Origin of the sequence: Candidatus Macondimonas diazotrophica (genome assembly GCF_004684205.1) — a bacterium.
GTDB classification, from domain to species: Bacteria; Pseudomonadota; Gammaproteobacteria; order UBA5335; family UBA5335; genus Macondimonas; species Macondimonas diazotrophica.
Map to the genome: position 1 here is coordinate 92,524 of NZ_SRIO01000006.1, position 24,353 is coordinate 116,876.

The window sequence follows — 24,353 nt, forward strand, 5'->3', positions numbered from 1 at the left end:
ACCGTAGCCGCCGGACGCCGGACCGGTGAACCGGGATCGACCGGCAAAGAAACCCAATTTTTTAATTAAAAATCAATTTATTATTTAACTGGCACGATGTCTGCTTAGGGTCAGTCACGGATCGGATGTGCACGCGACCGGCCGAACCCAAACGAGACCACCCTGTGCAAGCACAAAAAAAGGAAGACATCTCCATGAACAAGCAACAAGGTTTTACCCTCATCGAACTCATGATCGTGGTGGCCATCGTCGGCATCCTCGCCGCCATCGCCATCCCCGCCTATCAGGATTACACCATTCGCGCCCGCGTCACCGAGGGCATGAGCCTCGCCTCGGCCGCCAAGACCACCGTGGCTGAAAATGCCATGTCTGGTACTGCATTTAGTGCAGGCTGGACGGCACCCAGTGCCACGGACAATGTCACAAGCGTCGGCATCAGTTCCTCTAATGGCACGATTACGATCACATACACCGCAGCCGCTGGGAATGGCACGATGACTCTGGTGCCTACCGCTGGTTCTTCGACCGCACTCGTTGCCGGCACTGCGCCCACTGACGCCATCCAATGGGACTGCTCAGGAGGTACATTGGACGACCGTTACCGCCCCGCCAACTGCCGCTGAGCCTGAAACTCAGAACAAAGAAGACCCAACCACCCTGCCCCCCATGCCCTGGCCTGGGGGGCTTTTTTTGGCCCGCATCCGGGTGCGCATCGCGGTCGTGACAGATCCTCGCTGGATTCCTTCCGGCTGCCCATCCCAGCGGGGGGGTGTGGTAACGCGGCAATCAACCGCCGCGATCCCGCCTTGAATCCGTCGTGACGGGATCCCGGCTCCGCCCTCTCCTCCCCGCCATTGCGCAGAATCGCCTGACGAAGGACGCCGTCCCGCGCATCCGGGCTCCGACCAACCCCCGATGAATCGCCACGGCCCTTGCGCCCCTCGTGATGACGAACGAATACAGGAGCCTGAAGACACCGCGTGCCGCTTGGAGTGCACCACACGACCCAACCGGCGGCTCAAGCTCATGGCCGCCGTGACGAGAACCTTAGGGACAGGCCGCCTCGGCCCACCCGGGAACCACATCATGACCCCGACCCACCGTCCCCCGCCGCTCTGGCCGCTGGCGCTCGCATTGGCTGCGACCTTGTTTCTGGTCCGCACCGAGGCGCAGCTCATCTTGCTGGCCATCGCGCTGGCAGCCTTGTTCTATGCGGCTGCCCGGACCTTTGCCGCTGGCGACTCCCTTGCCCGGCCTGGCGAAGCGCGCCGTGATGAGGCACGTCCGGCTGGCCCGATGAACGCCCTCGACGGCGCAGGCCTTGCGCAGCCGGACGATCCGGCCGCCCGCACGATGCACCGCCCGGCGCAGCTCATCCTGTATTTTCCGGCCACGCGCAGCGCCCTGCTGGCCATCGCGACGCTGATCGTGCTGTTCGGCAACGTCGCCTTCAGCACACTGCCGTCCACCAGCCTCTGGTTCGCCTGGATTCTGGGGCTCTTTCCGCTCGCTTACCTGCTCGGCATCACGGCGCTGGCGCGCGGCGCACACCCTGCCGGACTACAGTGCGCGACTGGCGCGCTGCTCACGCTGCTCGCCGTCTGGGGCGTGATCGAATGGCTGCGCTTCGGCGGGCGCAGCAATGGGCCGTTCCTGGATCTCAACGCCTTCGGCGCGCTGTTCTACCTTGCCGTTCCCGGGGTCTTCCTGGCGCTGGCGCGCGCGCGCAACTGGCGCGCCCGGGTGGCACTGATCGCCGTGCTCGCGCTGATGCTGTGGGCGCTGTTCGCGACGGTCTCGCGCGGGGCGATCGGCGTATTGCTGCTGATGCTCCCCCCGCTGCTGATCGGCCTGCGCCGCGCTGCGATGCCCTGGCGCGCGCCGGCCGCGATCCTGCTCGTGCTGACCGGACTGGCCTGGGGCACCGTGCGTTACCTGCCGGATGCACCGGTCACCCGCGAGGTGGTCAATCTCGCCGGCGATCAATCGACCCAGGATCGGCTCGCCATGTGGCGCTCGACCCTGGCCATGTGGCGCGAACGGCCCGTCACGGGCCAGGGCCTGGGCAGTTACAAGCTGCACTACCTGCATCACCGCACACTCGCTGACCGCGGTTCCAACGGCAATCTGGCGCACAACGACTACTTGCAACTGCTGGCCGAAGCCGGGCCCCTCGCTCTGGCGATCCTGATCCTGGCCGGAGTGTGCACGCTCGTGCTCGCCGGGCGGCTGTGGCAGCGCATGGGTCCTGCGCACGACCGGCGCCGGCGCGGCGCGGCACTGACGGGCTGGGTCGCCGTACTGCCGGTGCTCGGCCTGTTCGTGCATGCGACGGTGAATTTCATCTTCTACGTGGCGCCGCTGGCGCTGCTGGCCGGCCTGCTGCTGGCGCGCGCCCGGCACGCCGCCGGGCCAGTGCCGCTGCGACCGGTGCGCCTTGCCGCCCATCCGCGCCTGGCCGGCGCGGCCTATGGCTTGGCGGCCAGCCTTGCCGTCGGCGCGATCACGCTGGACTGGCTGGCTTCCCAGGCTTTCGATGCCCAGAACCGCTGGCCGCTCTTCGCCGAACGCCGCACCGACCCGCTCGCGCGCTATCAGATGGCCACCGCCTTTGCCGCGCTGCGCCCCCATCACGTCGCGACGCAACAGGCGCTCACCACATCGGCCATCGACCTGGCGCTGACCGAACGCAACGGGCCCACGGGAGCGATCTGGGCAGGCCTTGCGGTCACGCATGCGCGCCACTGGCTCTCGGCCAGTCGCGGCAATCCTTATGTGTATGACGCGATGGGCCAGCTACTGTGGCATTTCCCCAGCCTCGCCCCGCACATGGCGCCGGACTTTCCGGAACGGCCGGATGACATCCTGGCACTGGCCGTCACGCGCCATCCGGCCAATCCGTCGCATCGCCTGAGACTGGCGCAGTTGCTCGCCGATCAGGGTGAGCCGACGCACGCACTCGAAACGCTGCTGGACGCGCTGCCCTGGTCGCGCATCAGCATGCCGCCCGAGCGCGTTGCGGCGTGGCAGCAGCTGCTGCGTGAAGCCATGACGCTCGCCGAGGCAACGGGAGATCGCCGGTGGGCAGCGGATCTGGCGCGGATGGTGCAGCGGTTTGATCCAGAGAATGCAACCGCCGAACGGCTGCTGACCCATTCGCCCGACGCCACCGCACCCGTTGCGGAAGCGTCGATGACCGCGCCTTAGTGAGACAGCCATGTTCTGTAAAGGAATTCGGCGACAGTATGCAATTACGAGTGGATTGGGTGCATCCTGACAATCGGCTCGACGTGTCTCGTGCAACGCCGAAATCCGGCGCCTTGCGCGGAATCTCAAGCCCCATGCCCGGCGTGCCGATGCACTCAGCAAGGCTCGGCCGGACATTGGTGTTTGTCGAGCTATATTTAAAGTCATAGTTGATCTGGATCAGTCCGACAGGCGGAATTCTCATGACGATCGGCCAACGTATTCAGCAAGCCCGGGAACGAACGGGCATTTCCCAAACCCGCCTGGCGCAGCTGCTGGGCGTCACCCGCAGCGCCTGCAGTCAGTGGGAGTCGGGGAGCGGAACCTCGCCGCGCCGGGACCGGCTGGAGCAAATTGCGCGTTTGCTCGCGGTCAATTACGAGTGGCTCGCAACCGGGCATGGGTCCATGCGCGGGCGCGCTGTCAAGGGGCGTCAAAACACGACGATCACCCCGGAAGAGCAGGAGCTGCTCGCGCTATTCAGCCACTTCTCCGCGACCGCCCGCCGCGCCCTGATCGATTTTTTGCGCGCGCTGAGTTAGTCTGCGCCTATCCAGCTGCTTGCCGGGCCACCCAAACGCGTGGTCTTTCCTCATCCCCCCGATTCCGGAGCATTCCCATGCAAATCGCCGACAACACCGTCGTCGTCATCGACTATACCGTGACAACGCCTGAAGGCAATCTGATCGATTCCTCCAGCCAGAGCGGTGAACCGCTGACCTATTTGCACGGCGCTGGCAATATCGTGCCCGGTCTGGAACAGGCACTCGCCGGCCGAAGCGCCGGTGATTCGTTCAACGTGTCGGTGCCTCCGGAACAGGGCTACGGCGAGCGTCACGACGAACTGATCCAGGTTGTTCACCGCGATCAGTTCGTTGGCATCGAGCGCATGGAAATCGGCATGCAGTTTCAAACCGAAGCCGAAGGTGAAGTCCACATCGTCACCGTGACCGGCCTGGAAGGCGATCAGGTCGTGGTGGATGCCAATCATCCACTCGCCGGTGAGACCCTGGTCTTCGACATCACCGTGCGTGAAGTCCGGCCGGCTACCGAGGAAGAAGTCACCCACGGCCATGTGCATGGGTCCGGCGGCCATCACCACTGATCAGGCCGGCAGGCGTGTAGCCGGATCATGGATCCCGGCCGCACGCTTCGATCCCGATGCAGGTGTCCTCGATAGGCAATGCGCCGGTGCAGTGCGTAGCTCGGAGAACCCGAGGCCTTCGTAATCAGGATGCGCCGGGCGCGGGCAATGCAGCCTGCCGTTCCTTCATCTTGCGGCGCATATCCCGTACGAACCGCCAGTTCCACAGCACCCACCACCAGTTCACCTTGAAGTCCACGTCCTGAACCTTGTACTGGCCCTTTTCGTTGACCCAGTGCGTGATCAGCCGGCCGGGTTTGAGTCTGTAGGTTGCGGTCTCTCCAGACACCGACACCGCGGCGCCCTGCAGTCCCAGAATCGACGGGTCCATGGGATCACCACCGCCCATGTAGGGCATCAGCTTCTGCACGAACGCAAAGGTGATCAGCTTCATCATCGTCATGAATTCATCCCGTGCGGGCCCTTCCATCAAGCGCTGCATGGGACTGCGCTCATCTGCTGGATCCGGCGGACCCGCCTCGAAGAGTTTCTGCATCATGCCGGACAGGCTGTCACGCAACAGCTCGGCCCGTTCCTGGGTCAGGGCGGTTTCGGTGTTCATCGCTCGACACTACTCCAACGATATCCCGTACGACACGGGTCATTCGGTACAGGTCCGGGACACGAGCCCCGGGGCGCAAACGCCGATGTTAAGCATAAGCGGCCACCCAAGGCGAGTCCGTCACGCGCATGCCCCGGCCACGCGGTCACACTTGCGCGCCATCCTCAAGCCGTTAAACTGCGCTGCTTCGCGGCGTGCCGCCGGTTCGGATCCTGCCCGAACCCGATCGGATACGCGTATTCCCTGATTCGGCGACAAGCCGCCACCACCGCCGGCCATACAACGATGATCGACGACACGACCCCTGCCCTGTTCGTCACCGACAACCAAGGGCGCTATCACCCGACCCGCTATGCGATCGGCCCGTGGGATCCACGCCTGCTGCACGGCGGTGCCACCGGCGGTCTGGTCGCGCATGCACTGGAGGCCGCCGACCCCGCTCCCGCACTGCAGTTCGCCCGGCTGAGCATCGACCTGCTGCGCCCGGTGCCATTGGCCCCGCTGACGGCCCATGTGGCCGTCGTCCGCAGCGGTACCCGCCTGTGCGTGCTCGACATCACGTTACGGCACGAGGACCGGATCGTGGTGAAGGCGCAGGCGCTGAAGCTGATGCCCAATGACGTGACGGTGCCGGATCACGCTCGACCGGAGCGTCCGCTTCCCGCCGATCCCGACACCCTGCCGGTCACCGATCTGATGGGCCGCGCACTTCCCGATGCCGACCAACGGCGTCCCAGCATGCACCACTGCATCGAAGCCAAGCGAGTCCACGGATTCGCACTGCGCGGCGAGGGTACGGCCTGGCTACGCTGCGCCGTGCCGGTGGTGCACGGGACAGAACTGTCCCCGTTCGTGCGCGTCGCCGCGCTGGCAGACTTCGGCAACGGCCTCGGCCAGCTCCATGTCGATAACCAGACCGGCTGCATCAATGCGGACATCAGCCTGCATCTGCTGCGACTGCCGGTATCCGAATGGATCTGTCTGGAAGCACGCGCCGAACTGTTCGACCATGGTCTCGGCGCGGTCCATACCGGCCTGTTCGATCCGTCCGGCTATATCGGCCGGGTCACCCAGACGCTCATCACGCGCCGCATGGGGCGGTAAGAGCACTGCCCCGCAACCCATGCATACCCGCGGCGTCAGCCCGGCGGAAGATCCCTGAGCTGGCCCGGATCGGTGAGCACGATCTGCGGCTTGCCGCCGTCCTGCGGCGGATACAGGCTTGCCTGTCCCGTGACGTAGACGTAGTTCTGCCGGCCCTCGCCGGTATAGCGCGTCGCCAACAGACGCAACAGGTCCTGCGCCGAGGCCGCCTGCCGATCGGGGATCCACAGATTGAAGGGTTGCGCGGGCGATCCGGCATAGATCAGCGCGCTATCGCCGACCCAACGGTTGATGCCGCCCTGCAGGTCGCAGAACACCGTGACCGGTTCGCCCCGCTGGGCCGCGGTGACCAGATGGGCGTGATCCAGCCGCACGGAGAGCGCGCCGGTATGCGGCCCTGCCGCGCGGTAGCCCTCGATCCAGCCGTCGCGCATCTGCCACCACGGGATCAGCCGGGTGTAGTCGCGGGTCGGACCATGGCCATTGAGATCAGGATCCCAGATACCGCTGCCGACGGACTGGGCGTGCGCTTCAGCCGCCAGGAACTCGCGATGATAGAGCCGGGAACGACCGTACTTGACGAAATAGGGGCTCCAGCCCGCCGCCACGGCGGCCAGATTGTAGTTCACCGCATCGCGCCAGATGTAGGTCAGCAACCGACCGTAATTGCCTCGATGGCGCAGCATGGCCAACGAGGGCGGATCGGCAGTGTCGAATTCCAAGGTCAGCATCACCTCCGTCGTGGGCGCGCCCTCGGCATCGGCATCGAACCATTCCTTGGCCCACGCCGACGCTTGCCGCCCGCCTTCGGTCACCGGCTTGGTGCCGCCTGGCCAGCTTTCCTCGGTATCGAGACACGTCAGCCGTAGCGACTCGCTGCGCCCATCCAGCTCGACCTTGATCGTGTCGCCATCCACCACCTTGAGCAGTCTGGCGGTCATTCGGGTCCCGGGCATGCGTTGCTCCTTGATGCCGTCCGTGTTACCTCAGGATGAACCGGGCCGATGGCAACATCATGACCACGCCGCCGACGGCACGGCCATGCGCTATGATGACGCATCAATCGACGCTCTTGTCTCGGGGATGGATGCGCATGGATCCGCAGTTCTGGCACGCGCGCTGGGCGCGCGGGGAAATTGGTTTTCACCTTGACCGTGTCCACCCCATGCTCGCCCGATACGGGGCGCCACTCGCCGGGCGACGTGTCCTCGTCCCGCTCTGTGGGAAGAGCCTCGACATGGTCTACCTAGCCGGCCTTGGCTGCACGGTGGTCGGCATCGAACTGAGCGCGGCGGCTATCGACGCGTTTTTCGCGGAGCACGGACTCGAGCCAGCCGTGAGCACGCAAGGTCCGGGCCGGATCTGGCAGGCCGGGCCCTATACCCTGCTGGAAGGCGATTATTTCGAGTTCACCGCGGCCGACCTTGGCGCACCCTGCACCGGCCTGTACGACCGCGCTGCGCTCATCGCCCTGCCTCCCGAGCGCCGCTCGGCCTACGCCGTCCACGCCGCCCATCTGCTCGCCTCCGGCGCCTGGGGCTTACTGATTACGCTGGAATACCCGCAAGAGGTCATGGCAGGCCCACCCTTTTCCGTTCCGGAGTCCGAGGTACGGACGCTCTACGGACCCTTGGCCGAGGCGCGCGTCCTCGCCGTGGAAGATGCGCTCGCCGCAGAACCGCGCTTCGCCGAGCGCGGTCTCACCCGACTCGAGCAGTGCGCCTGGGCGCTTGAATTCCCCGTGGCATGAACGAACCCGTGCCCGATCTCCCCGGAAACCCGGCCAGTACCGTTCGCACCGCCACACTGAGCGACCTGGACGCACTGCTCGAGATCGAGCAGCGTTGCTTCGTGACCGACCGGCTCAGCCGGCGCAGCTTCCGCCATCTGCTGAGCCGTGCCAAGGCGGTCACGCTGGTGCATGAAACCGGCGCGGTCGTGGACGGCTATGTCCTGGTATTGTTCCACGCCGGTACAGCGCTTGGCCGCCTGTATTCGTTTGCAGTGCTGCCCGAACGTCAGGGGATGGGTGTGGGGGCCCGCCTGCTGAGCGCCGCCGAAGCCGTCACATTGGCGCGGGGTTACGCCGCGCTCCGTCTGGAAGTTCGAGCTGACAACCAGCCGGCGCGCGCGCTCTATCATCGGGCGGGCTATCGGGAAATGCGCCTGCTACCGGGATACTACGAAGACCATGGCGACGGGCTGCGGCTGGAAAAAACCCTCGAGACCAGGCCCGAGCCATCGCTGACCCACGTCCCATTCTATGAACAAACGCTGGAGTTCACTTGCGGACCGGCGGCACTGATGATGGCCATGAAAACCTTGGATAAAACCATCGTGCTGGACCGCAAGCTCGAGCTGCGGCTGTGGCGCGAGGCGACCACCATTTTCATGACATCCGGTCATGGCGGCTGCGGTCCGTACGGGCTGGCGCTGGCAGCCCACCGGCGCGGATTCGAGGTGACCATGCGGGTCAAGGACCAGACCGCGCTGTTCGTCGACTCGGTCCGTTCGCCGGAAAAAAAGGCCGTGATTGCGCTCGTGCAGGAAGACCAGCTTGAGGAAATCCGCCAAAGCGACATCCGCCTGGAATACGGGCTGGTGTCCGTGGCCGATCTCGAACAGGAGCTGCAGACCGGCGGTGTGCCCATCGTCATGATCAGCTCCTATCGCCTTTACGGCGAGAAATTCCCGCATTGGGTCGTGGTGACCGGATTCGATGCACACTTCCTTTACATGCATGACCCCTATGTGGATTATGCGATGGGGAAAACGCCGACCGATTGCGTGAATCTTCCCATTCTGAAAGCCGAATTCACCGGCATGGCGCGCTACGGCAAGAGCGGCCAGCGCGCCGTCATCATCCTTCGCCGCCGCCCACCACGCATTGCAACCCACGCATGAGCAAACACCTGATTCTGATCGAACGTCCCGCAGACTGGCCTTCCGACCTGCCACCGCTGCCGCTGATGACGGCCAAGGATTTCATCGATGCCAACGACGAAACCGATCTGGCGGCCGACCGGCAACTCCGGGTCATCAACCTGTGCCGTGGTTATCGCTACGGCAGCATGGGCTATTACTGCTCGCTCCTGGCCGAAGCGCGGGGCCAGCGGATTCTCCCGAGTGTCGGCACGGCGCTAGATCTGTCCCGCAAGACCATCTACGAGCCGTTGACCGAAGACCTCGATGAAGACCTCCAAAAATACCTGCGCGGCCACGATGCGCGGGAGATCCGGTTGTGGATCTTCCTCGGTCGCGCATCGAATCCGGCGTTTCAGGATCTGGCCGATGATCTGTTCGAGCGCCTGCCGTGCCCGCTGTTGGCCGTCGACCTGCACCAGGACAATCGCTGGCAGATCCATCGGGTGCGCCCCATCGGATTGTCCGAACTCGATCGCGACCAGCGTCAACTGTTCGCCGAGGCGCTGCAGCATTACCTGGCGGGTGTCTGGCAGAATCCGCGGCGACGTTCACCCGGCCGCTACGACCTGGCCATCCTGCACGATCCCACCGACGCCCTGCCTCCCTCCAATCCACGCGCCCTCAAGGCGTTCATCCGTGCAGGCAAGCGCCTTGGGCTCGACGTCGAACTGATCACCCGCAAGGATTACGGCCGTCTGGCCGAATATGATGCACTGTTCATCCGCGAAACCACGGCCATCAACCATCACAGCTTTCGCTTCGCCAAGCGCGCCGAAGCCGAAGGGCTCGTGGTGATCGACGATCCCATCTCCATCCTGCGCTGCACCAACAAGGTTTATCTCGCCGAGCTACTGCGCACGCACCGCATCCGCACGCCAGCCACTCAGATCCTGCGGCGCGAACGCACGCTTGAGCTCGAACCGCCGCTGGATTATCCCGTGGTGCTCAAGATCCCCGATGGCGCCTTCTCGGTGGGCGTCACCAAGGTGCACGATGCGGCGGAGCTCAAGGACGTCGCCGAACGCATGTTTCAGAAATCCGATCTCATCCTGGCCCAGGAATACCTGTACACCGAGTATGACTGGCGCATCGGCGTGCTCAACCGCCAACCCCTCTACGCGTGCCAGTACTTCATGAGCAAGGATCACTGGCAGATCTATCAGCACAAGGCCGGTGGCGGTGTCGTGGAAGGCGCGGCGCGTACCCTGCCGCTCGAACGCGTGCCGCCTGCGGTGATCAAGACCGCCGTCAAAGCCGCGCGGCTGATCGGTACAGGCCTCTACGGCGTCGATCTCAAGCAGACCCGGCAAGGCGTCTGCGTCATCGAAATCAATGACAATCCCAACATTGATGCCGGCGTAGAGGATCAGATCCTCAAGGAGCAGCTCTACGAGGAAATCATGGCTGAATTCCTGCGCCGGCTGGATCAGCGCACCCGGCTGCGTTACCGGGGAGGATGAGGGAATCCCCTTGCCTTGATACACTCGAAGCGACCGCAATCGATTCGGCGGCAGGCCCGACCCTGTCGCATGCGCTTGGCGCGAAGCCGGTAAACTCACCACACAAAACGATCCAATGCAAAGGAGTGCATTTATGTCCCTGACCATCGAGCAGGCCAACACACAGCTCACCAGCAAGCCCGGTCTCTTCAACATCGAGGAAATCGACATCCGTGGCGTGCCGACGCGGGTCTGGAAGGCCGCCCCGCCCTCGCTGCGCACGGTGCTGGACATCAGCCGCAGCCATGGCGCCAAGGATTATCTGGTCTACGAAGACGAGCGCTGGACCTTCGCCGAGCATTACCGGGCTGTTGCAGCGCTCGCCACGCGCCTGGTCGAAGACCTGGGGATCCAGCAAGGCGACCGCGTCGCACTGGCCATGCGCAACCTGCCCGAATGGCCGATGGTGTTCTGGGCTACCGTGTCGATCGGCGCGGTGATCGTCCCGCTCAATGCCTGGTGGACCGGGGACGAACTGGAGTTTGGCTTGGCCGATTCCGGCGCCCGCGTGTTGTTCTGCGACGCCGAGCGTCTGGAACGTATCACGCCCCATCTGGACCGCCTGCCGGCGCTGGAACGAATCATCGTCGCCCGCGGCTCCGGCGCTCTGCCCGAGGGCGTACTGGACTTCCACAGTTTCCGGGGCGATCTGCCGGAAAAGGCGGTGCTGCCGAAGGCCACCATCGCACCGGATGACGACGCGACAATCTTCTATACCTCCGGCACCACGGGCAAACCCAAGGGCGCGCTCGGCACGCATCGCAATGTCTGCCAGAATCTCATCAGCGGCGCCTTCGTGCGCATGCGCGCCAGCGTCCTGCGCGGCGAGGACCCGACGGGCGGCATGCAGATGGTGGGGCCAAGCATGCTGCTCTCCGTACCGCTGTTCCACGTCACCGGCTGCCACGGCTTCCTGATCGGCATGACGCTGGCCGGCGGCAAGCTGGTGATGATGTACAAGTGGGACGCCCAGCGGGCCATCGAACTGATCGAGGCCGAAAGCATCTCCACCTTCGGCGGCGTGCCGTCCATGGTCTGGCAGGTGCTGGAACATCCCGAACTGCCCAACCACGATCTGTCGTGCGTGACCAACATCGCCTACGGCGGCGCCCCGGCCGCTCCCGAACTGCTCAAGCGCATCCGCCAGACCTTCCCCAAGGTCGATCCGGGCAACGGCTACGGCATGACCGAAACCTCGGCACTGTGCACCAGCAACTCGGCCGAGGAGTATCACCGCCGACCGGACAGTGTGGGCTGCCCGGCGCCCGTCACCGAGATCAAGATCGTCGGCGCCGACGGCAGCGAGCTGCCGCGCGGGCAGGTGGGCGAACTCTGGGTCAAGGGACCCAACGTCATCAAAGGCTACTGGAACCGACCGGAAGCCAACGCGTCGACCTTCACCAATGGCTGGCTGCATACAGGCGATCTGGCGCGCATGGACGAGGACGGCTATCTCTATATCGTCGATCGGGCCAAGGACATGCTGATCCGCGGCGGCGAGAACATCTACTGCGTCGAGGTGGAAGATGCGCTCTACAGCCATCCGGCCGTGATGGATGCGGCGGTCGTCGGCATTCCCCACCGGGTCTTGGGCGAGGAAGTCGGTGCCGTGGTTCAGATCGCACCAGGCCACTCCGTCAGCGTCGAGGAACTGCAGGCGCATGTAGGCGGCCATCTGGCCCGTTTCAAGGTGCCGGTGCGCATCGAGCTGCGCAGTGAGCCTCTGCCGCGCAACGCCAACGGCAAGATCCTCAAGAACCAGCTCAAGCAAGAACTGGGCCTGTTGCCGGAGGCCGCGCCGGCGTGACGCCTTCCTCGCCACGTCGGTGGCTGGACCGGCTCGGATCGATCGATCCGGGCCGGCTCTCCCGACCCCGACGCATTCTGCTGCTGGCGGCGCGAGCTGCGCTGGCCACCGCACGGGACCTGGGTCAGGGTCAGATTGCGCTCTGGGCGATGAGCCTGGTCTATACCACTCTGTTATCCCTGGTGCCGCTCCTCGCATTGGCCTTTTCCATCCTCAAGGCCTTTGGCGCCCACAACGTCGCCGAGCCGCTCATCGCTCAACTGCTGGCGCCCCTGGGTCCGCAAAGCGCGGAGCTGACCGAACGCATCATTGGCTTTGTGGAAAACATGAAGGTCGGGGTACTGGGTTCGGTGGGTCTGGGATTCCTGCTCTACACCGTGGTCTCCCTGATTCAGAAGATCGAACGCGCATTCAACCAGATCTGGCGGGTGAGCGAAGCGCGCTCACTGGCCCGGAGCTTCAACGACTACCTGGTCGTGGTGTTGCTGGCGCCGGTTCTCTATCTGGTCGCTACCGGGGTCTTCGCCTCCGTGATGGGCGCCGAAGTGGTGCGGGGTCTCAGCGACTGGCAGCCGCTGGGCATGGCCCTTTCGCTCATTACCCGTGTTGCACCGCTGGTCGTCTTCACCGCCATCTTCAGCTTTATCTATATTTATCTGCCCAATACCCACGTCCGCTGGCATGCGGCGCTCTGTGGTGCCTTGTTCGCCGCGCTGGCCTGGTTAGTTGGCGGACAGGCCTTTGCGTTTTTTGTCGCGGGCAGCACCAACTATGACGCCATCTATTCCGGTTTCGCCATTCTCATTCTGCTGTTGATCTGGCTGAATGTGGTCTGGACCATTCTGCTCGTCGGCGCCCAGATTGCCTTCTATGTGCAGTATCCGGCTGCTACCCTCCCCGGGGCCGGCGAACTGGACGAATCCGACGCGGAATATCATGCGCTGGCGCTCCTGCATGCCGTGGCACGCCGTCATCACGACGGCCTGGCACCGGCGGGCCTGGAAACGCTGGCCAGCACCATCGGCATTCCGGTGGCCTCCCTGAGAAACGCGGTCCGCTGGCTCATCGCACAGGACCTGCTGGTACGCTCCACCGATGACCCCCCTCGCCTGGTTCTCGCCCGAGCACCGGAACAGATCACGCTCGAAACCATTCTCACGCCAACGGTCACACCCGCATCCAGCCGCACCCCACCGGCCATACGGTCGCTGATCCGACAGCTGGGTGAGGCGCGCCATGCGGTGCTGGGCAAACAGACTCTTGCGGATCTCTTGCGCCATGAGGCATCGCTGGGCGATCCGGATCACGCCAGCCCGCAGGATCCGCACGCCGTCGGGTAACCTGGAGATACCCCGGGCGCCTGTTCCAAGGGTCCTGCACTGACTAGCTCAGCGCGGCACAGATGCGGTGCCGGGGGCACGCCGTCAGGTGGTCGTTGACCATACCGGTAGCCTGCATGTGGGCATAGACAATAGTCGGGCCGACGAAGCGAAAGCCCCGGCGCTTGAGATCCCGGCTGATGGTTTCGGCCAGCGGCGTGACGGCGGGAACCTCGGCCATGGACGTGAAATGGTTAACGATTGATCGTCCGTCCACGAAATCCCAGATATAGCGGTCAAAGCTACCGAAGTCGGCCTGAACATCCAGAAAGGCACGTGCATTGCTCACGGCCGATTCGATTTTGAGCCGGTTGCGGATAAGGCCCGGATCCTGCAGCAAGGTCTCGATGCGCGCCGCATCGAATGCCGCCACCTGTTCGGCATCAAACCCGGCGAACGCCTGCCGGTAGTGCTCGCGCTTGCGCAGCACGGTGAGCCAGCTCAGACCCGCTTGTGCGCCCTCCAGCACCAGGAACTCGAACAGGACCGCATCGTCATGCACCGGCACGCCCCACTCGGTGTCGTGATAGCGGCGATAAAGCGGATCCTGGCCGCACCAGGGACAGGCGTCGAGGTGCATTGTTGAGTCACCCGTAGTTAACCAAAGCAGGCATCATGCGCCACACACGATGCCGCTTCAATCCGGGCGCGAGGTATTTCTCCATCGCCTGAATGCACCGGTCCGCAACTCCCGACCGGCAAACAGGGAGCGCACCCTCCTCACGGGACGATCGGCGCGGGCGGTTCGAAGCCGATCACCTCGATTTCGGGGCCGAGCGCCTGTACTGCGGCCGTGCAGTGCGCGACGTCGGCATCTTCGACATCGGCCAGAATGATAAGCGAACCAGCTTCGATGGCGGCCTTGAATTGCTCAAGCCGGGTACTCGAAAATCCGGTGCCCACCAGGCCGGTGGCCAGTCCTCCCAGACTGGCCCCGGCCAAGGTTGCCAGAGTGAGCGCCCCACCACCCACCACGAGGCCCGCCGGCGGAAAGGTCATCACGACAAGGCCTGCCAATAGCCCACCGGCGCCACCCAACGCCAGACCGCGCTTGTAGGCCGGGATGAAATCGTCGTCCTCCGGCCCAGCGTCCGGGAGCCCTTCGGTTTGCACGCCCTCGCCCGCGACCACATAGAGGTGGCGATCGGGAACGCCTTGCTCGCGCAGCGCCTGAATCGCGGCATGGGCATGGACTTCATCGGGGGACAGAAAACAGATGCGCTTCATGGTTACCCTCCCGCAAGGCCGTGCGCCATCACGACCAGGATGACGAGGCACACGACCAGGGTCGCAGCGAGGATCAGTGCATTGCGCAAAGCGGCTTGCTCTTTTCGCATGGCGTGTCTCCTGAGATGGCTCAAGAAAGACGCGGACCTGCGCCGCAGTTGCACGGCACCTGGGAGAAGCCGGCAGACTGCCGGCCATCGGGAGACCCGAATGAATCCATTCGATGACGACAGCTCGGCGACGCTGTCCGCATGACGTGCTTGGTTAGAGCGGGACGGGAGCGGTTTGTTCAGTGTGTCCGGCCGCGTCGGGGCGAACCGACCCGATTCGGATGAGATGAGGTGTCATGCGGAGGAGCGATTGAGGTGAAACAAAGCCCCCGGTCAGACCGGGGGCACTCCATGAACCCAAAACCGGCGCGAACGCCAGAAGACGGTTCAGGCGTTTTCGCGATGCAGCATGTGCATGACGCAGACCGAACCCGCGCCCATCATGTGCACCAGCGCGGTGTGCGCATCGTTTACCTGGCGCTGGCCGGCTTCACCGCGCAGTTGCAGGGTGGCATCCCACACCTGGGCCAGGCCCGTAGGACCGCCCGGATGACCGCGGGCAATGAGGCCGCCGTCGGTCGAGAACGGAATGCGCCCGCCGATTTCGGTGGCGCCTTCCAGCACCAGCTTGTCGCCTTCGCCGTCACCGCAAAAGCCCATCAGCTCGTAGTACATGAGCTCTTCGATCGGAAACGCATCATGCACGTGCACCAGGCTGACGTCGTTGGGACCCAGGCCGGCTTCCTCATAGGTCGCCTGCGAGGTGGTGCGGGTCAGCTCGCTGGGGCCGACCACGGCGCCCATGAAGATGTGCCCGTCGACGTACTGTTCGGATTGCAGCTGCGAGGCCAGCACACGCACCAACGGCCGGCCATTGGCCAGCTTCTTCGCCCATTTCTTGTTGGTGACGATGGCGCAGGCCGCCCCGCCGCCAGTGGCACAGGCCATCATGGTGGTATGCGGATGGGCCACCGGCTTGGAGGCCAGCACTTCCTCGAGCGTCACCTCATGATCGGACTGGCGCTGGGCCATGGGGTTGTGACGGGCATGGTTCCAGTTCTTGGCGGCGATGCGGGCATAGATGTCCGGGGAAGTGCCGTACTCGTGGGTGCGACGCACCGCCCACAAGGCGAAGAATGCCGCCGGCAGCACCATGCTCTCGATGCGCGGCCCTTGGGCGGCAAACATCTGCATCATCATCTGGCCCATGCGCACGATGTCGTCGAAACCGAGCGCCATGGCGATATCGGCCTGGCCCGACGCCACGCGCAGGCAAGCTTCGCGAAACGCGGTGGAACCGGTGGCCGAAGCGTTCTCCACATGCACCACAGGCACGCCGGTCAGGCCCAAATCCTTGGCGATGGCCACGCCTTCGGTCATATCGCCCATGATGTAGCCGTTGTACAGCGCGCCGACGTCACGAAACTTGATGCCCGCATCCTTCAGCGCCGCCTTGCCGGCGACATAGGCCATTTCCTTGTTGCTCTTGCCGTGTTTGCCAAAGGGATGCATCCCTACGCCGGCCACATAGACGTCTTCCAACATCCCTCATTCTCCCTTGCGAATCGGCTCGAAGCCGAAGGTGCACAATTCGGTATCGCCCTTTTTCTTCACCGGCAGCGCGACCAGCCCCATGGGCATGCCGATTTCCCAGTCGCCCATCTGGCCGCTGATCACGGCCTGGATGCGCACGCCTTCGGGCAGGTCGATCTGGCCCACGCCATGGGCCTTGCCATCGCCCATCTTGGCGGCGCCCATGAAGGGCATCAGCACCCAGGTCCAGGAATACAGAACGCCCTCGGAGGACAATTCCACATCCTCAACGGGGGTTTCAGTAATGGGACACTGCATGCGGCGCGGAAAGAAGTATTTCTTCGCCTCGGGGCTGTAGGACCCAAGCAGGCGCGGACGTTCGCCCTCGCCTTCGGGAATGACGAGATAGCCCTCTTCAAGAGGCACTTGCTTGGCCATGGCCAAATCTCCTTGATGAATGAAAATCAAAATGCCCGCCCCAAGACCAGGGCGGGCTGAATCGGGCAAGGCCCGGCATCCTTAGGCGATGCCGGGACTGTGTGTCACGCGCGCGTTTTCATCCCTTCTTGCTGGGACCGGTTGGTACCTCGTTGAAGGGCACGTTCTTGTCCAGACGGATGTCGGTCGGCAAGCCGAGGATCCGCTCGCCAATGATGTTGCGCTGGACTTCATCGGTGCCGCCCGCGATGCGGATCGCCGGGATGCCGAGGTATGCCTGCTGCCACATGGCGTCCATCAACGTTTCCTGCTTGTCGGTCAGCACTCCCGCAGCCGCCTGCAGTTCCATGATGAATGCCGCCATTTCCTGCACCAGCAGGCCCATCGCAAGCTTCATGATCGAGCTTTCCGAGCCCGGCATGGCGCCCTGCGACAGGGCCGACAGGGTTCGGTAACCGGTCAGTTCCAGCCCTTTAAAGCGGGCCGCGAACTCGGCCATCTTCTGGCGCACGGCGTCGTGCTCGAGCGCTGGCCGTCCGTCGACCGTGAGGTCGCGCAACAGCGCGATGATGCTGCCGAGGCCATTGTCACCGCCGAACAGTCCGCCACCGCCGCCGATACTCATGCGCTCGTTCATGAGGGTGGTGATAGACACCGCCCAGCCCTGGCCCACCGCGCCGAGGCGGTTGCTGTCGGGGATGCGCACGTCGTTGAAAAACACTTCGTTGAAGTTGGCCCCGCCTGTAATCTGGCGAATGGGCCGCACCTCGATGCCCGGCGATTCCATGTCGACGATGAAATAGGTCAGGCCCTTGTGCTTGGGCAGCGTGGGATCGTGGCGGGTGACCAGGATGCCCCATTTGGAATAGTGGGCACCTGACGTCCATACTTTCTGGCCGTTGATGACCCAGTCGTCACCATCTTTGACGGCCCGGGTACGCAGACCGGCGAGGTCGGAACCAGCGCCGGGTTCGCTGAACAGCTGACACCAGACCTCTTCACCGCGCAGCATGGGTTCGAGATAGCGGTCCTTCTGCTCGTTGGTGCCGTGGGTCATGATCGTCGGACCTGCCATGCCGATGCCGATCATAAAGATATTGGCCGGAGTCTCGAACTTCGACTCCTCCTGCCCCCAGATCACGCTCTGCATGATATTGCCGCTACGACCGCCGAACTTCTTCGGCCAGGTGATCACACCCCAACCGGCGTCGGCCTTCTTGCGCTGCCATGCCTGAGCATCGCGGACCATTTTCCATTCCGCCTCACCGCGCAGATCGCCGCCCTCAGCTTCGGCGAACATGCTCATCATATTGCCCGATTCGCTACGGGGCTTGGCGTTCTGGGATAGCCAGCGGTTGGCTTCGGCTCGGAATTCCGCTTCCTGCGGCGTATCGTTGAAATCCATGTTCCTTTCCTCCTGAAGATTCCCAATCCTAAATCCCGCCCGATCAGGCGGCTGCTTCCATGCTGCGCATCAGTCGCTCACGCCAGACGATGCTGCCGCCGAGCAGGCTCTCCAAGTGCTTGGCACGCTTCATGTGAAGGTGGGGATTGGCTTCCCAGGTGAATCCGATGCCACCGTGGATCTGGACGTTTTCCTGGGCGGCGAAACCGTAGGCGTCGATGCCCATCACGCGGGCAGCGCTGGCTGCCTGCTGCAGCTTCTCTGGCGCGCTTTCCAGCGCCCAAGCCGCATAATAGGCGCTGGAGCGGGCCATCTCGACCTTCACGAACATATCGGCGATGCGGTGCTTGATCGCTTGGAACGAGCCAATCGGCCGCCCGAAAGCATAACGTTCTTTAGCGTACTGGGTCGCCATTTCGAGCGCGTTCTGCGCACCGCCCACCTGTTCGAAAGCCAGCAGAGCTGCAGCCTTGTAGAACACCTCCTCGAGCAGGGCTCCGCCCTGGCCGGCCTGTCCCAGCAGTTCTGCCTGGGCGCCGTTGAAAGTCAGCCGTGCCTGCTTGCGGGTGCGGTCCATGGTCGCGACCGACTCCCGGCTCACACCGCCAGCGGTCAGATCGACCAGATACAGGGAAACGCCCTGGTCGTCCCGCGCCGACACGATGGCCAGATCCGCGCACAGACCGTCGGCCACCGGCGTCTTGGTGCCGGTCAGATTGCCGCCCTGGGCCTTGACCTGCACCCCGCCGGCATCGATTCGGCCTTTCTCGGCATAGGCCACGGTCGCGATGGACTCGCCCATGGCCAGCTTGGGCAGATGGTTGGCTTTCTGAGATTCCGAACCGGCCGCCTTGATCAGCTCGGCCGCGAAATAGATGGAGGACGCAAAGGGCGTGCAGGCCAGCGACTTGCCCATTTCCTCGGCCAGCACGGCCAGCTCGAGATAACCCATGCCGGCACCACCGTACTCCTCGGGAATGGCCGTACTCAGCCAGCCGGCGTCGGCCATCTGCTTCCATAGGTTGGCGTCGTGGGTTGCATCCGAATCGAGAATCTTGTGCACGGCCGTAAAGGTTGACAGATCGGCCAACAAGCGCTTGGCCGAATCACGCATCATTTCCTGATCTTGGGAAAATTTGAAATTCATCGCTTGAACTCCTTCTCAAGCTTTGCGGGGCGATCATACTGGATCGATTGGTGCCTGCACGATTAGTGAATCGTGCCCGTCTCGAAGCCCGGCCGCTGGAATGGTCTGCAAAGCCTCGCCAGGTCGATGCAGTGGAACGCCGGGATAGCAGTCCAGACGACTTTGAACAACGCCAACTGATACCACAAACCAAGCGTTCAACACCAGCACCAGCGGTGCCGGCTGCCCCATGGGATGCAGCCTCGGCCCAGGGGGGTCGCAATGCGCGATCGCGCCTCAGGGCGTGACTGGCAAGGCCTCCAGACCCATCGTCTCGGGCAGATCAAACATCAGATTCATGTTCTGAATGGCTTGCCCGGCTGCACCCTTGACCAGATTATCGATCACCGCAAGAACCACCACGGTATCGCCTTCCTGGGGCCGAAAAATCGCCAGTTGACACGTATTGGCCGCCCGCACACTGGCGGTCGCCGGATGCTGGCCGAGCGGCAGAACCTGGACAAACGGCTCGTCGACGTAGCGCGCAGCGTACAGGGCGTTCAACTCCGCCTCCGAGATTCCCTCGCGCAGGAAGCCGAACAAGGTCGCGTGAATCCCCCGGTTCATGGGTGCCAGATGGGGCACGAACGTCAGGCCCACCCGTTGCCGGCTGACGCGCTCCAGATGGATTTGGATTTCAGGCAGGTGACGATGTCCGGTGGCTCCATAGGCGTGGAAATTTTCGGCCACCTCGCAATGCAAAGTCTCGATCTTGGCGCCCCGGCCGGCCCCGCTCGCCCCACTGGCCGCGCTCGCAATCAGTCGTGCGGGATCGATGAGACCCTGCTCCAGGAGCGGCAGGAATCCAAGCTGGATGGCCGTTGGATAACAGCCGGGATTCGCAACCAGGCGTGCGCAACGTAGCGCTTTCCGGTTGACTTCGGGAAGCCCGTAAACCGCCTGCTTGAAAACCGCTTCATCCGGCGGGGTCAGACCGTACCAGCGCGCCAGCAGCGCGGTATCCGGCAGGCGGAAATCCGCTGATAGATCAATCACGCGGGTGTCGGCTGCCAGCAATGCACCGGCCATCTCCAACGCCACACCATGGGGCGTTGCGAAGAATACGACATCACAGCGCGACAGATGATCGACATCCATTCCACTGAAGATCAGATCGATGCGCTCCCGCAAGCTGGGAAAGAGATCCGCCACGGCCGTCCCCTCCGCGCCGCGAGAGGTCATGCAATCCACGCGAACCTCAGGATGACTGGCCAACAGGCGCAACAATTCCACGCCCGTATAGCCCGTTCCGCCCACAATGCCTGCTGAAATCACTCGTCTTCCCCCCAGTCGGTTCGGGTTGCGCACCCGCTTGCGACACCACGTCAGGCTTGCCATGATCGCCGACGGGCACCTATCCAAAGAACAGCCCCAGAAAGGAGCTTCGCGCATGCTTACCGTCAAGGCCTTCCATGTGATTTTCATGGTGACCTGGTTCGCCGGCCTATTTTACCTTCCCCGGCTGTTCGTCTATCACTGCGAGACGGGCCATGCCGCGGAACGCGCGCGATTCGAGATCATGGAGCGCCGGCTGTTCGTGATGATGACCATTGGCGCCACAGGCACGGCGCTGCTCGGGATCTGGCTGCTGATCGGCTATGCCTGGCAGGCTTACGCCAGCAGCGGCTGGCTGCATTTGAAACTGACGCTGGTGGCCTTGCTGGCAGGCTATCACCTCTACCTGTGGCGTCTGATGCGCCAGATCGCCGAACACCCAGGACGTCGCGGGGCACGGTTCTATCGCTGGATCAATGAAGTCCCTTCGGCTTTCCTGGTCGTCATCGTCCTGCTGGCCGTCACCAAACCCTTCTGATTTCTACAGAAAGAACACCGCCGCAAAAAAAAGCGGCGCCGTTGCCGGTGCCGCCTTTCGTCGAATGTGGTAGCTAGGGGCGGGCTCGAACCGCCGACCTCATCATTATGAGTGATGCGCTCTAACCGGCTGAGCTACCTAGCCACAATCCGGAACCATGCGCCTTGCGCAGAGGCGGAATTTTGTCGTTTCACCCCCCCGCTGTCAAGCCAGTCGGCCCGCCGCGCGCTGGCGGTGCATGACGGCGATACTGCTAGACTGATGGCTTTCGTTACCTCCACTCGAGATGCAAGATGGTTCGCGGCCTGCTTCTGGCACTGTTGGTTGCCCTGCTTTACGCCGGATGGGCGCTGGATGGCAGCGGGTATCGAGGGCCGGTGAGCGACCATTTCGACGGGCGCCACTTCCACATGGTCATCGAACGGGAGCGCCACTTATCCGACTACGTGCAATGGCTGCTGCAACGCGAGCCAGGGCGTTGGGCACCGATGTCGGATCGGGCGCCCGGCCCACCGCCCCCTCGGCGCATCACCGGCGCCACGCTACAGGTCACCCCGATCAATCACGCCACGGTACTGATCCAGACCGCCGGCGTGAATGTCCTCACTGATCCCATCTGGTCACATCGAGCCAGTCCGGTTTCCTTCGCAGGCCCGGACCGGCACGTTCCGGTCGGCATCCGCTTCGAAGACCTCCCCTCGATCGATGCGGTGATCATCAGCCACAATCACTACGATCACATGGACCTCCCGACCCTGAAGCGGCTCTGGTTGCGTGATCGGCCCCGGATCTTCGTCGGTCTGGGCAATCGGGGCACCCTGGAAGCGGCGGGTATCGGTGGCGTAGTGGAAACCGACTGGTGGCAGGCGCATGCGCTGACTCCCAGCGTCCAAATCCATGGGGTCCCGGCGCAGCACTGGACCTCGCGCGGGCTGTTCGATCGCAACCGGACACTCTGGTTAGGCTATGTGATCGATACACCCGCCGGGGCGATCTATTTCGCCGGCGATACTGGATTCGGTCCGCATTTCAAGCAGGTCGCGGAGCGCTTTCCCGAACTTCGGCTCGCCGTGCTGCCCATCGGCGCGTATCTTCCGCGCTGGTTCATGAAGCCGGTCCACATGAATCCGGCCGAAGCCGTCGCCGCGTGGCGGATCCTCGGCGCGCAGCACGCGCTTGGCATCCACTACGGAACCTTCCGCCTGGCCGAGGATGGCCAGCAGCAACCGTTGATCGATCTGGCCAAGGCGCTGGCCGTACGACCTGCTCGGCCCGTTGTGGCCGCTTGGCTGCGTGCGCCCGAATCCGATCCCATTGCGACCGCCGCTCACCCAGCCTGCTTTCGGACGCCGCCATTCGGTCAGTCCTGGCAGGTTCCCGGCCACTGCATCGCCATGATGGCCGCATCCGCCGGTGGGCCGAAAACGGCTACCAGGGTTGGCGCTGCCGCTCCCTGAAAAAGCCACCGGACGGCCCATCGTCGGGTAGCATCGCGAGCCAGATGATATCGGCCGCACCATCCGCCGCGCTGCGCGGCGCATCCGGGCCGCCCAAGGGTGTTCGGCACCAACCTGGGCACACCGCATTGACCAGAATGTTTTGACCGGCTACGTCGGCAGCCACCACCGCCGTCAATGCGTTGAGCGCTGCCTTGGACAGCCGATAAGCGGGCCACCGCGAGCCCATCTGCGAGAGCTGCCCGAGGCTGGAGGACACATTGACGATGCGGCCGTATTCCTGTGTCTGCATATAGGGCAGCACCAGCCGGATCAGACTCAGTGGCGCGTGAAAATGGGTCCGCATCGCCAGATCGAGCTCCGCATCGGACATTTCGACGAAGCCGTGCCCGCGCGGCGCCACGCCGGCATTGTTGATCAGGACATCGACTCGACCGAGGGTATGAGCAAGCCATTGGCCGAAGGACTGCACGGAAGCCGGATCGGTCACATCCAGAACCGCCGGCTCCAAGTGCACATCGGCTTCCTGCTGGAGCACCCCTGCCGCCTGCGCCGCCTGCGCGTGACTACGGGCCGTAAGCACGACCCGCATCCCCGCGGCGGCGAGCAAGCGACAGATTTCAAGCCCGATTGCGCCTGCGCCGCCGGTCACGACGGCCACCCGCTGGTAGAGCAGTTCCGATTCCACCGTCATCATCCACCTCCCGTCGCCTCAAGGACGTCCCCAGTTGTGTAGTCGATCCCCGCTTGATCGAGCCATCGGATGAGTGCCGCCCATGACGCACCGACCAACTGGGGCTCTCCCCTCAGGCCCAGTTCGATCCAGGGACGTGCCGCCATGTGAGGAAGACTGGAGATCTTGACGCCCGGGTACTGCGCCAACAGTTGCTCCATGACCGGAATCAGCGCGCTCTCCGGCACGTTTTCGATCGTCAAGGTCCGCAGAACCGGCTTGATGGAATGCCCGAGGGTCGGGTAGCGGGTTTCGAGGACCCATTCCACCATCGGCCAAGCCATTTGCGGAAAGCCCGGTACGAAATGATGATCACCCAGCGAAAAGCCGGCAATCTGGTTGACCGGGTTGGGAATGAGTCGCGCTCGCTCGGGCAGATCCGCCATGCGAATGCGGTAGGGGTAGGCAGCCTCCCCATATCGCCTTTCGATCAGGGCAGCCGCCTCTGAATGTCGCCGCAGCGCCGTCCCCGCTGCACGGGCCGCACACTGGCGCGTGTGATCATCCGGCGTTGCGCCGATGCCGCCAAAGCAGAACACCAGGTCGGGGGTCGCCAAGGTGCGGCGCAGTTGCTCCGTCAGATACGCCGGGTCGTCGCCGATCATCAGACACCAGTCCGGCTCCCGGCCGCGGGCCTGCAACACGTCGATCAGATGCGCGAGATGCCGATCCTTGCGCCGTCCATTGAGCAACTCATCCCCGATGACCATCAAACCGATACGCATGGGCGCGCTTCCTCCGCTTTATTCCCAGAAGACGGGGGCAACGGATAAAAGGTTCCGAAAACCGGTTCGATGGCGTTCCCGGCACGCCCATTTGCGCGCTCCGGGATATCCCAGGCGTCT

Annotated in this window: 23 protein-coding genes and 1 tRNA gene; 12 read left to right on the forward strand and 12 right to left on the reverse strand. The window is 63.9% G+C overall.

Features of this window, described 5'->3' with window-relative positions; translation table 11 throughout:
* Positions 1-194: 194 nt before the first annotated feature.
* From E4680_RS06255 to E4680_RS06270, 4 genes are all read left to right on the forward strand, one after another.
* Positions 195-623: a pilin gene (locus tag E4680_RS06255; protein ID WP_135281627.1), complete on the forward strand. Its 429-nt coding sequence runs from the start codon at positions 195-197 to the stop codon at positions 621-623.
* 463 nt (positions 624-1,086) lie between these two features.
* Complete coding sequence (locus tag E4680_RS06260; protein ID WP_167792411.1) at positions 1,087-3,207, forward strand: O-antigen ligase family protein; 2,121 nt, start codon at positions 1,087-1,089, stop codon at positions 3,205-3,207.
* 242 nt (positions 3,208-3,449) lie between these two features.
* Positions 3,450-3,788 (forward strand): helix-turn-helix domain-containing protein, encoded by a 339-nt coding sequence (locus E4680_RS06265; protein WP_135281545.1) that lies wholly within the window; start codon positions 3,450-3,452, stop codon positions 3,786-3,788.
* A 77-nt stretch (positions 3,789-3,865) separates the two neighbouring features.
* Complete coding sequence (locus tag E4680_RS06270; protein ID WP_135281546.1) at positions 3,866-4,351, forward strand: FKBP-type peptidyl-prolyl cis-trans isomerase; 486 nt, start codon at positions 3,866-3,868, stop codon at positions 4,349-4,351.
* Positions 4,352-4,475: 124 nt separating this feature from the next.
* Here E4680_RS06270 and E4680_RS06275 read toward each other — a convergent pair whose 3' ends face one another.
* Positions 4,476-4,952 carry a hypothetical protein gene (locus tag E4680_RS06275; RefSeq protein ID WP_135281547.1) on the reverse strand — a complete coding sequence of 159 codons (477 nt, stop codon included), beginning with the start codon at positions 4,950-4,952 and terminating at the stop codon, positions 4,476-4,478.
* A 285-nt stretch (positions 4,953-5,237) separates the two neighbouring features.
* Here E4680_RS06275 and E4680_RS06280 point away from each other — a divergent pair, with 285 nt between their 5' ends.
* Positions 5,238-6,056, forward strand: a complete 819-nt coding sequence (locus tag E4680_RS06280) for a thioesterase family protein (protein WP_135281548.1) — start codon at positions 5,238-5,240, stop codon at positions 6,054-6,056.
* 35 nt (positions 6,057-6,091) lie between these two features.
* Here the strand turns inward: E4680_RS06280 and E4680_RS06285 are convergent, their stop codons facing one another.
* Positions 6,092-7,012, reverse strand: a complete 921-nt coding sequence (locus E4680_RS06285) for a thermonuclease family protein (RefSeq protein ID WP_135281549.1) — start codon at positions 7,010-7,012, stop codon at positions 6,092-6,094.
* Positions 7,013-7,149: 137 nt separating this feature from the next.
* Here E4680_RS06285 and E4680_RS06290 point away from each other — a divergent pair, with 137 nt between their 5' ends.
* The 5 genes from E4680_RS06290 to E4680_RS06310 all read left to right on the forward strand — a co-directional run bounded on the left by E4680_RS06290 (position 7,150) and on the right by E4680_RS06310 (position 13,627).
* Entirely contained in the window at positions 7,150-7,806 is a 657-nt protein-coding gene (locus E4680_RS06290; RefSeq protein WP_135281550.1) for a thiopurine S-methyltransferase, read from the forward strand.
* Positions 7,803-8,960 carry a GNAT family N-acetyltransferase/peptidase C39 family protein gene (locus E4680_RS06295; protein ID WP_135281551.1) on the forward strand — a complete coding sequence of 386 codons (1,158 nt, stop codon included), beginning with the start codon at positions 7,803-7,805 and terminating at the stop codon, positions 8,958-8,960. The genes E4680_RS06290 and E4680_RS06295 overlap by 4 nt, the downstream gene beginning before the upstream one ends.
* Positions 8,957-10,441, forward strand: a complete 1,485-nt coding sequence (locus E4680_RS06300; RefSeq protein ID WP_135281552.1) for a RimK family protein — start codon at positions 8,957-8,959, stop codon at positions 10,439-10,441. The genes E4680_RS06295 and E4680_RS06300 overlap by 4 nt, the downstream gene beginning before the upstream one ends.
* Before the next feature lie 133 nt (positions 10,442-10,574).
* Positions 10,575-12,287 carry a class I adenylate-forming enzyme family protein gene (locus E4680_RS06305; protein ID WP_205688783.1) on the forward strand — a complete coding sequence of 571 codons (1,713 nt, stop codon included), beginning with the start codon at positions 10,575-10,577 and terminating at the stop codon, positions 12,285-12,287.
* Positions 12,284-13,627 (forward strand): YhjD/YihY/BrkB family envelope integrity protein, encoded by a 1,344-nt coding sequence (locus E4680_RS06310; protein WP_135281554.1) that lies wholly within the window; start codon positions 12,284-12,286, stop codon positions 13,625-13,627. Before E4680_RS06305 ends, E4680_RS06310 begins: the two co-directional genes overlap by 4 nt.
* 43 nt (positions 13,628-13,670) lie before the next feature.
* On the opposite strand, the gene E4680_RS06315 is transcribed toward E4680_RS06310, so the two are convergent.
* From E4680_RS06315 to argC, 7 genes are all read right to left on the reverse strand, one after another.
* The gene (locus E4680_RS06315) at positions 13,671-14,246 is read right to left on the reverse strand and encodes a DNA-3-methyladenine glycosylase I (RefSeq protein ID WP_135281555.1); all 576 of its coding nucleotides are present in this window, start codon (positions 14,244-14,246) and stop codon (positions 13,671-13,673) included.
* 140 nt (positions 14,247-14,386) lie between these two features.
* Positions 14,387-14,893 (reverse strand): DUF1269 domain-containing protein, encoded by a 507-nt coding sequence (locus E4680_RS06320; protein ID WP_135281556.1) that lies wholly within the window; start codon positions 14,891-14,893, stop codon positions 14,387-14,389.
* Positions 14,894-15,330: 437 nt separating this feature from the next.
* Entirely contained in the window at positions 15,331-16,488 is a 1,158-nt protein-coding gene (locus tag E4680_RS06325) for a thiolase family protein (protein ID WP_135281557.1), read from the reverse strand.
* Positions 16,489-16,491: 3 nt separating this feature from the next.
* Positions 16,492-16,914, reverse strand: a complete 423-nt coding sequence (locus E4680_RS06330) for a Zn-ribbon domain-containing OB-fold protein (protein ID WP_135281558.1) — start codon at positions 16,912-16,914, stop codon at positions 16,492-16,494.
* A 118-nt stretch (positions 16,915-17,032) separates the two neighbouring features.
* Complete coding sequence (locus E4680_RS06335) at positions 17,033-18,319, reverse strand: acyl-CoA dehydrogenase family protein (RefSeq protein ID WP_135281559.1); 1,287 nt, start codon at positions 18,317-18,319, stop codon at positions 17,033-17,035.
* A 43-nt stretch (positions 18,320-18,362) separates the two neighbouring features.
* Positions 18,363-19,466, reverse strand: a complete 1,104-nt coding sequence (locus E4680_RS06340) for an acyl-CoA dehydrogenase family protein (protein WP_135281560.1) — start codon at positions 19,464-19,466, stop codon at positions 18,363-18,365.
* A 276-nt stretch (positions 19,467-19,742) separates the two neighbouring features.
* The gene (argC, locus tag E4680_RS06345; RefSeq protein WP_135281561.1) at positions 19,743-20,780 is read right to left on the reverse strand and encodes an N-acetyl-gamma-glutamyl-phosphate reductase; all 1,038 of its coding nucleotides are present in this window, start codon (positions 20,778-20,780) and stop codon (positions 19,743-19,745) included.
* Between the two features lie 115 nt (positions 20,781-20,895).
* Between argC and E4680_RS06350 the strand changes: the two genes are divergently transcribed.
* Positions 20,896-21,318: a CopD family protein gene (locus tag E4680_RS06350; RefSeq protein ID WP_135281562.1), complete on the forward strand. Its 423-nt coding sequence runs from the start codon at positions 20,896-20,898 to the stop codon at positions 21,316-21,318.
* 67 nt (positions 21,319-21,385) lie between these two features.
* On the opposite strand, the gene E4680_RS06355 is transcribed toward E4680_RS06350, so the two are convergent.
* Positions 21,386-21,462 (reverse strand) — tRNA-Met (locus E4680_RS06355).
* Between the two features lie 149 nt (positions 21,463-21,611).
* Between E4680_RS06355 and E4680_RS06360 the strand changes: the two genes are divergently transcribed.
* The gene (locus tag E4680_RS06360) at positions 21,612-22,775 is read left to right on the forward strand and encodes an MBL fold metallo-hydrolase (RefSeq protein ID WP_135281563.1); all 1,164 of its coding nucleotides are present in this window, start codon (positions 21,612-21,614) and stop codon (positions 22,773-22,775) included.
* On the opposite strand, the gene E4680_RS06365 is transcribed toward E4680_RS06360, so the two are convergent.
* Both E4680_RS06365 and E4680_RS06370 read right to left on the reverse strand, forming a co-directional pair.
* Positions 22,747-23,469, reverse strand: coding sequence for an SDR family NAD(P)-dependent oxidoreductase (locus tag E4680_RS06365; protein WP_135281564.1), 723 nt, complete (start codon positions 23,467-23,469; stop codon positions 22,747-22,749). The two genes, E4680_RS06360 and E4680_RS06365, sit on opposite strands and share 29 nt — an antisense overlap.
* The gene (locus E4680_RS06370) at positions 23,469-24,233 is read right to left on the reverse strand and encodes a competence/damage-inducible protein A (protein WP_135281565.1); all 765 of its coding nucleotides are present in this window, start codon (positions 24,231-24,233) and stop codon (positions 23,469-23,471) included. The genes E4680_RS06365 and E4680_RS06370 overlap by 1 nt, the downstream gene beginning before the upstream one ends.
* Between the last annotated feature and the right edge of the window lie 120 nt (positions 24,234-24,353).

Coding starts and splice junctions, on each gene's coding strand:
- E4680_RS06300 (WP_135281552.1), top strand. CDS start 8,957: ATGAGCAAACACCTGATTCTGATCGAACGTCCCGCAGACTGGCCTTCC.
- E4680_RS06350 (WP_135281562.1), top strand. CDS start 20,896: ATGCTTACCGTCAAGGCCTTCCATGTGATTTTCATGGTGACCTGGTTC.
- E4680_RS06365 (WP_135281564.1), bottom strand. CDS start 23,469: ATGACGGTGGAATCGGAACTGCTCTACCAGCGGGTGGCCGTCGTGACC.
- E4680_RS06305 (WP_205688783.1), top strand. CDS start 10,575: ATGTCCCTGACCATCGAGCAGGCCAACACACAGCTCACCAGCAAGCCC.
- E4680_RS06315 (WP_135281555.1), bottom strand. CDS start 14,246: ATGCACCTCGACGCCTGTCCCTGGTGCGGCCAGGATCCGCTTTATCGC.
- E4680_RS06280 (WP_135281548.1), top strand. CDS start 5,238: ATGATCGACGACACGACCCCTGCCCTGTTCGTCACCGACAACCAAGGG.
- E4680_RS06370 (WP_135281565.1), bottom strand. CDS start 24,233: ATGCGTATCGGTTTGATGGTCATCGGGGATGAGTTGCTCAATGGACGG.
- E4680_RS06260 (WP_167792411.1), top strand. CDS start 1,087: ATGACCCCGACCCACCGTCCCCCGCCGCTCTGGCCGCTGGCGCTCGCA.
- E4680_RS06320 (WP_135281556.1), bottom strand. CDS start 14,893: ATGAAGCGCATCTGTTTTCTGTCCCCCGATGAAGTCCATGCCCATGCC.
- E4680_RS06330 (WP_135281558.1), bottom strand. CDS start 16,914: ATGGCCAAGCAAGTGCCTCTTGAAGAGGGCTATCTCGTCATTCCCGAA.
- E4680_RS06285 (WP_135281549.1), bottom strand. CDS start 7,012: ATGCCCGGGACCCGAATGACCGCCAGACTGCTCAAGGTGGTGGATGGC.
- E4680_RS06265 (WP_135281545.1), top strand. CDS start 3,450: ATGACGATCGGCCAACGTATTCAGCAAGCCCGGGAACGAACGGGCATT.
- E4680_RS06255 (WP_135281627.1), top strand. CDS start 195: ATGAACAAGCAACAAGGTTTTACCCTCATCGAACTCATGATCGTGGTG.
- E4680_RS06335 (WP_135281559.1), bottom strand. CDS start 18,319: ATGGATTTCAACGATACGCCGCAGGAAGCGGAATTCCGAGCCGAAGCC.
- E4680_RS06325 (WP_135281557.1), bottom strand. CDS start 16,488: ATGTTGGAAGACGTCTATGTGGCCGGCGTAGGGATGCATCCCTTTGGC.
- E4680_RS06270 (WP_135281546.1), top strand. CDS start 3,866: ATGCAAATCGCCGACAACACCGTCGTCGTCATCGACTATACCGTGACA.
- E4680_RS06290 (WP_135281550.1), top strand. CDS start 7,150: ATGGATCCGCAGTTCTGGCACGCGCGCTGGGCGCGCGGGGAAATTGGT.
- E4680_RS06275 (WP_135281547.1), bottom strand. CDS start 4,952: ATGAACACCGAAACCGCCCTGACCCAGGAACGGGCCGAGCTGTTGCGT.
- E4680_RS06340 (WP_135281560.1), bottom strand. CDS start 19,466: ATGAATTTCAAATTTTCCCAAGATCAGGAAATGATGCGTGATTCGGCC.
- E4680_RS06360 (WP_135281563.1), top strand. CDS start 21,612: ATGGTTCGCGGCCTGCTTCTGGCACTGTTGGTTGCCCTGCTTTACGCC.
- E4680_RS06295 (WP_135281551.1), top strand. CDS start 7,803: ATGAACGAACCCGTGCCCGATCTCCCCGGAAACCCGGCCAGTACCGTT.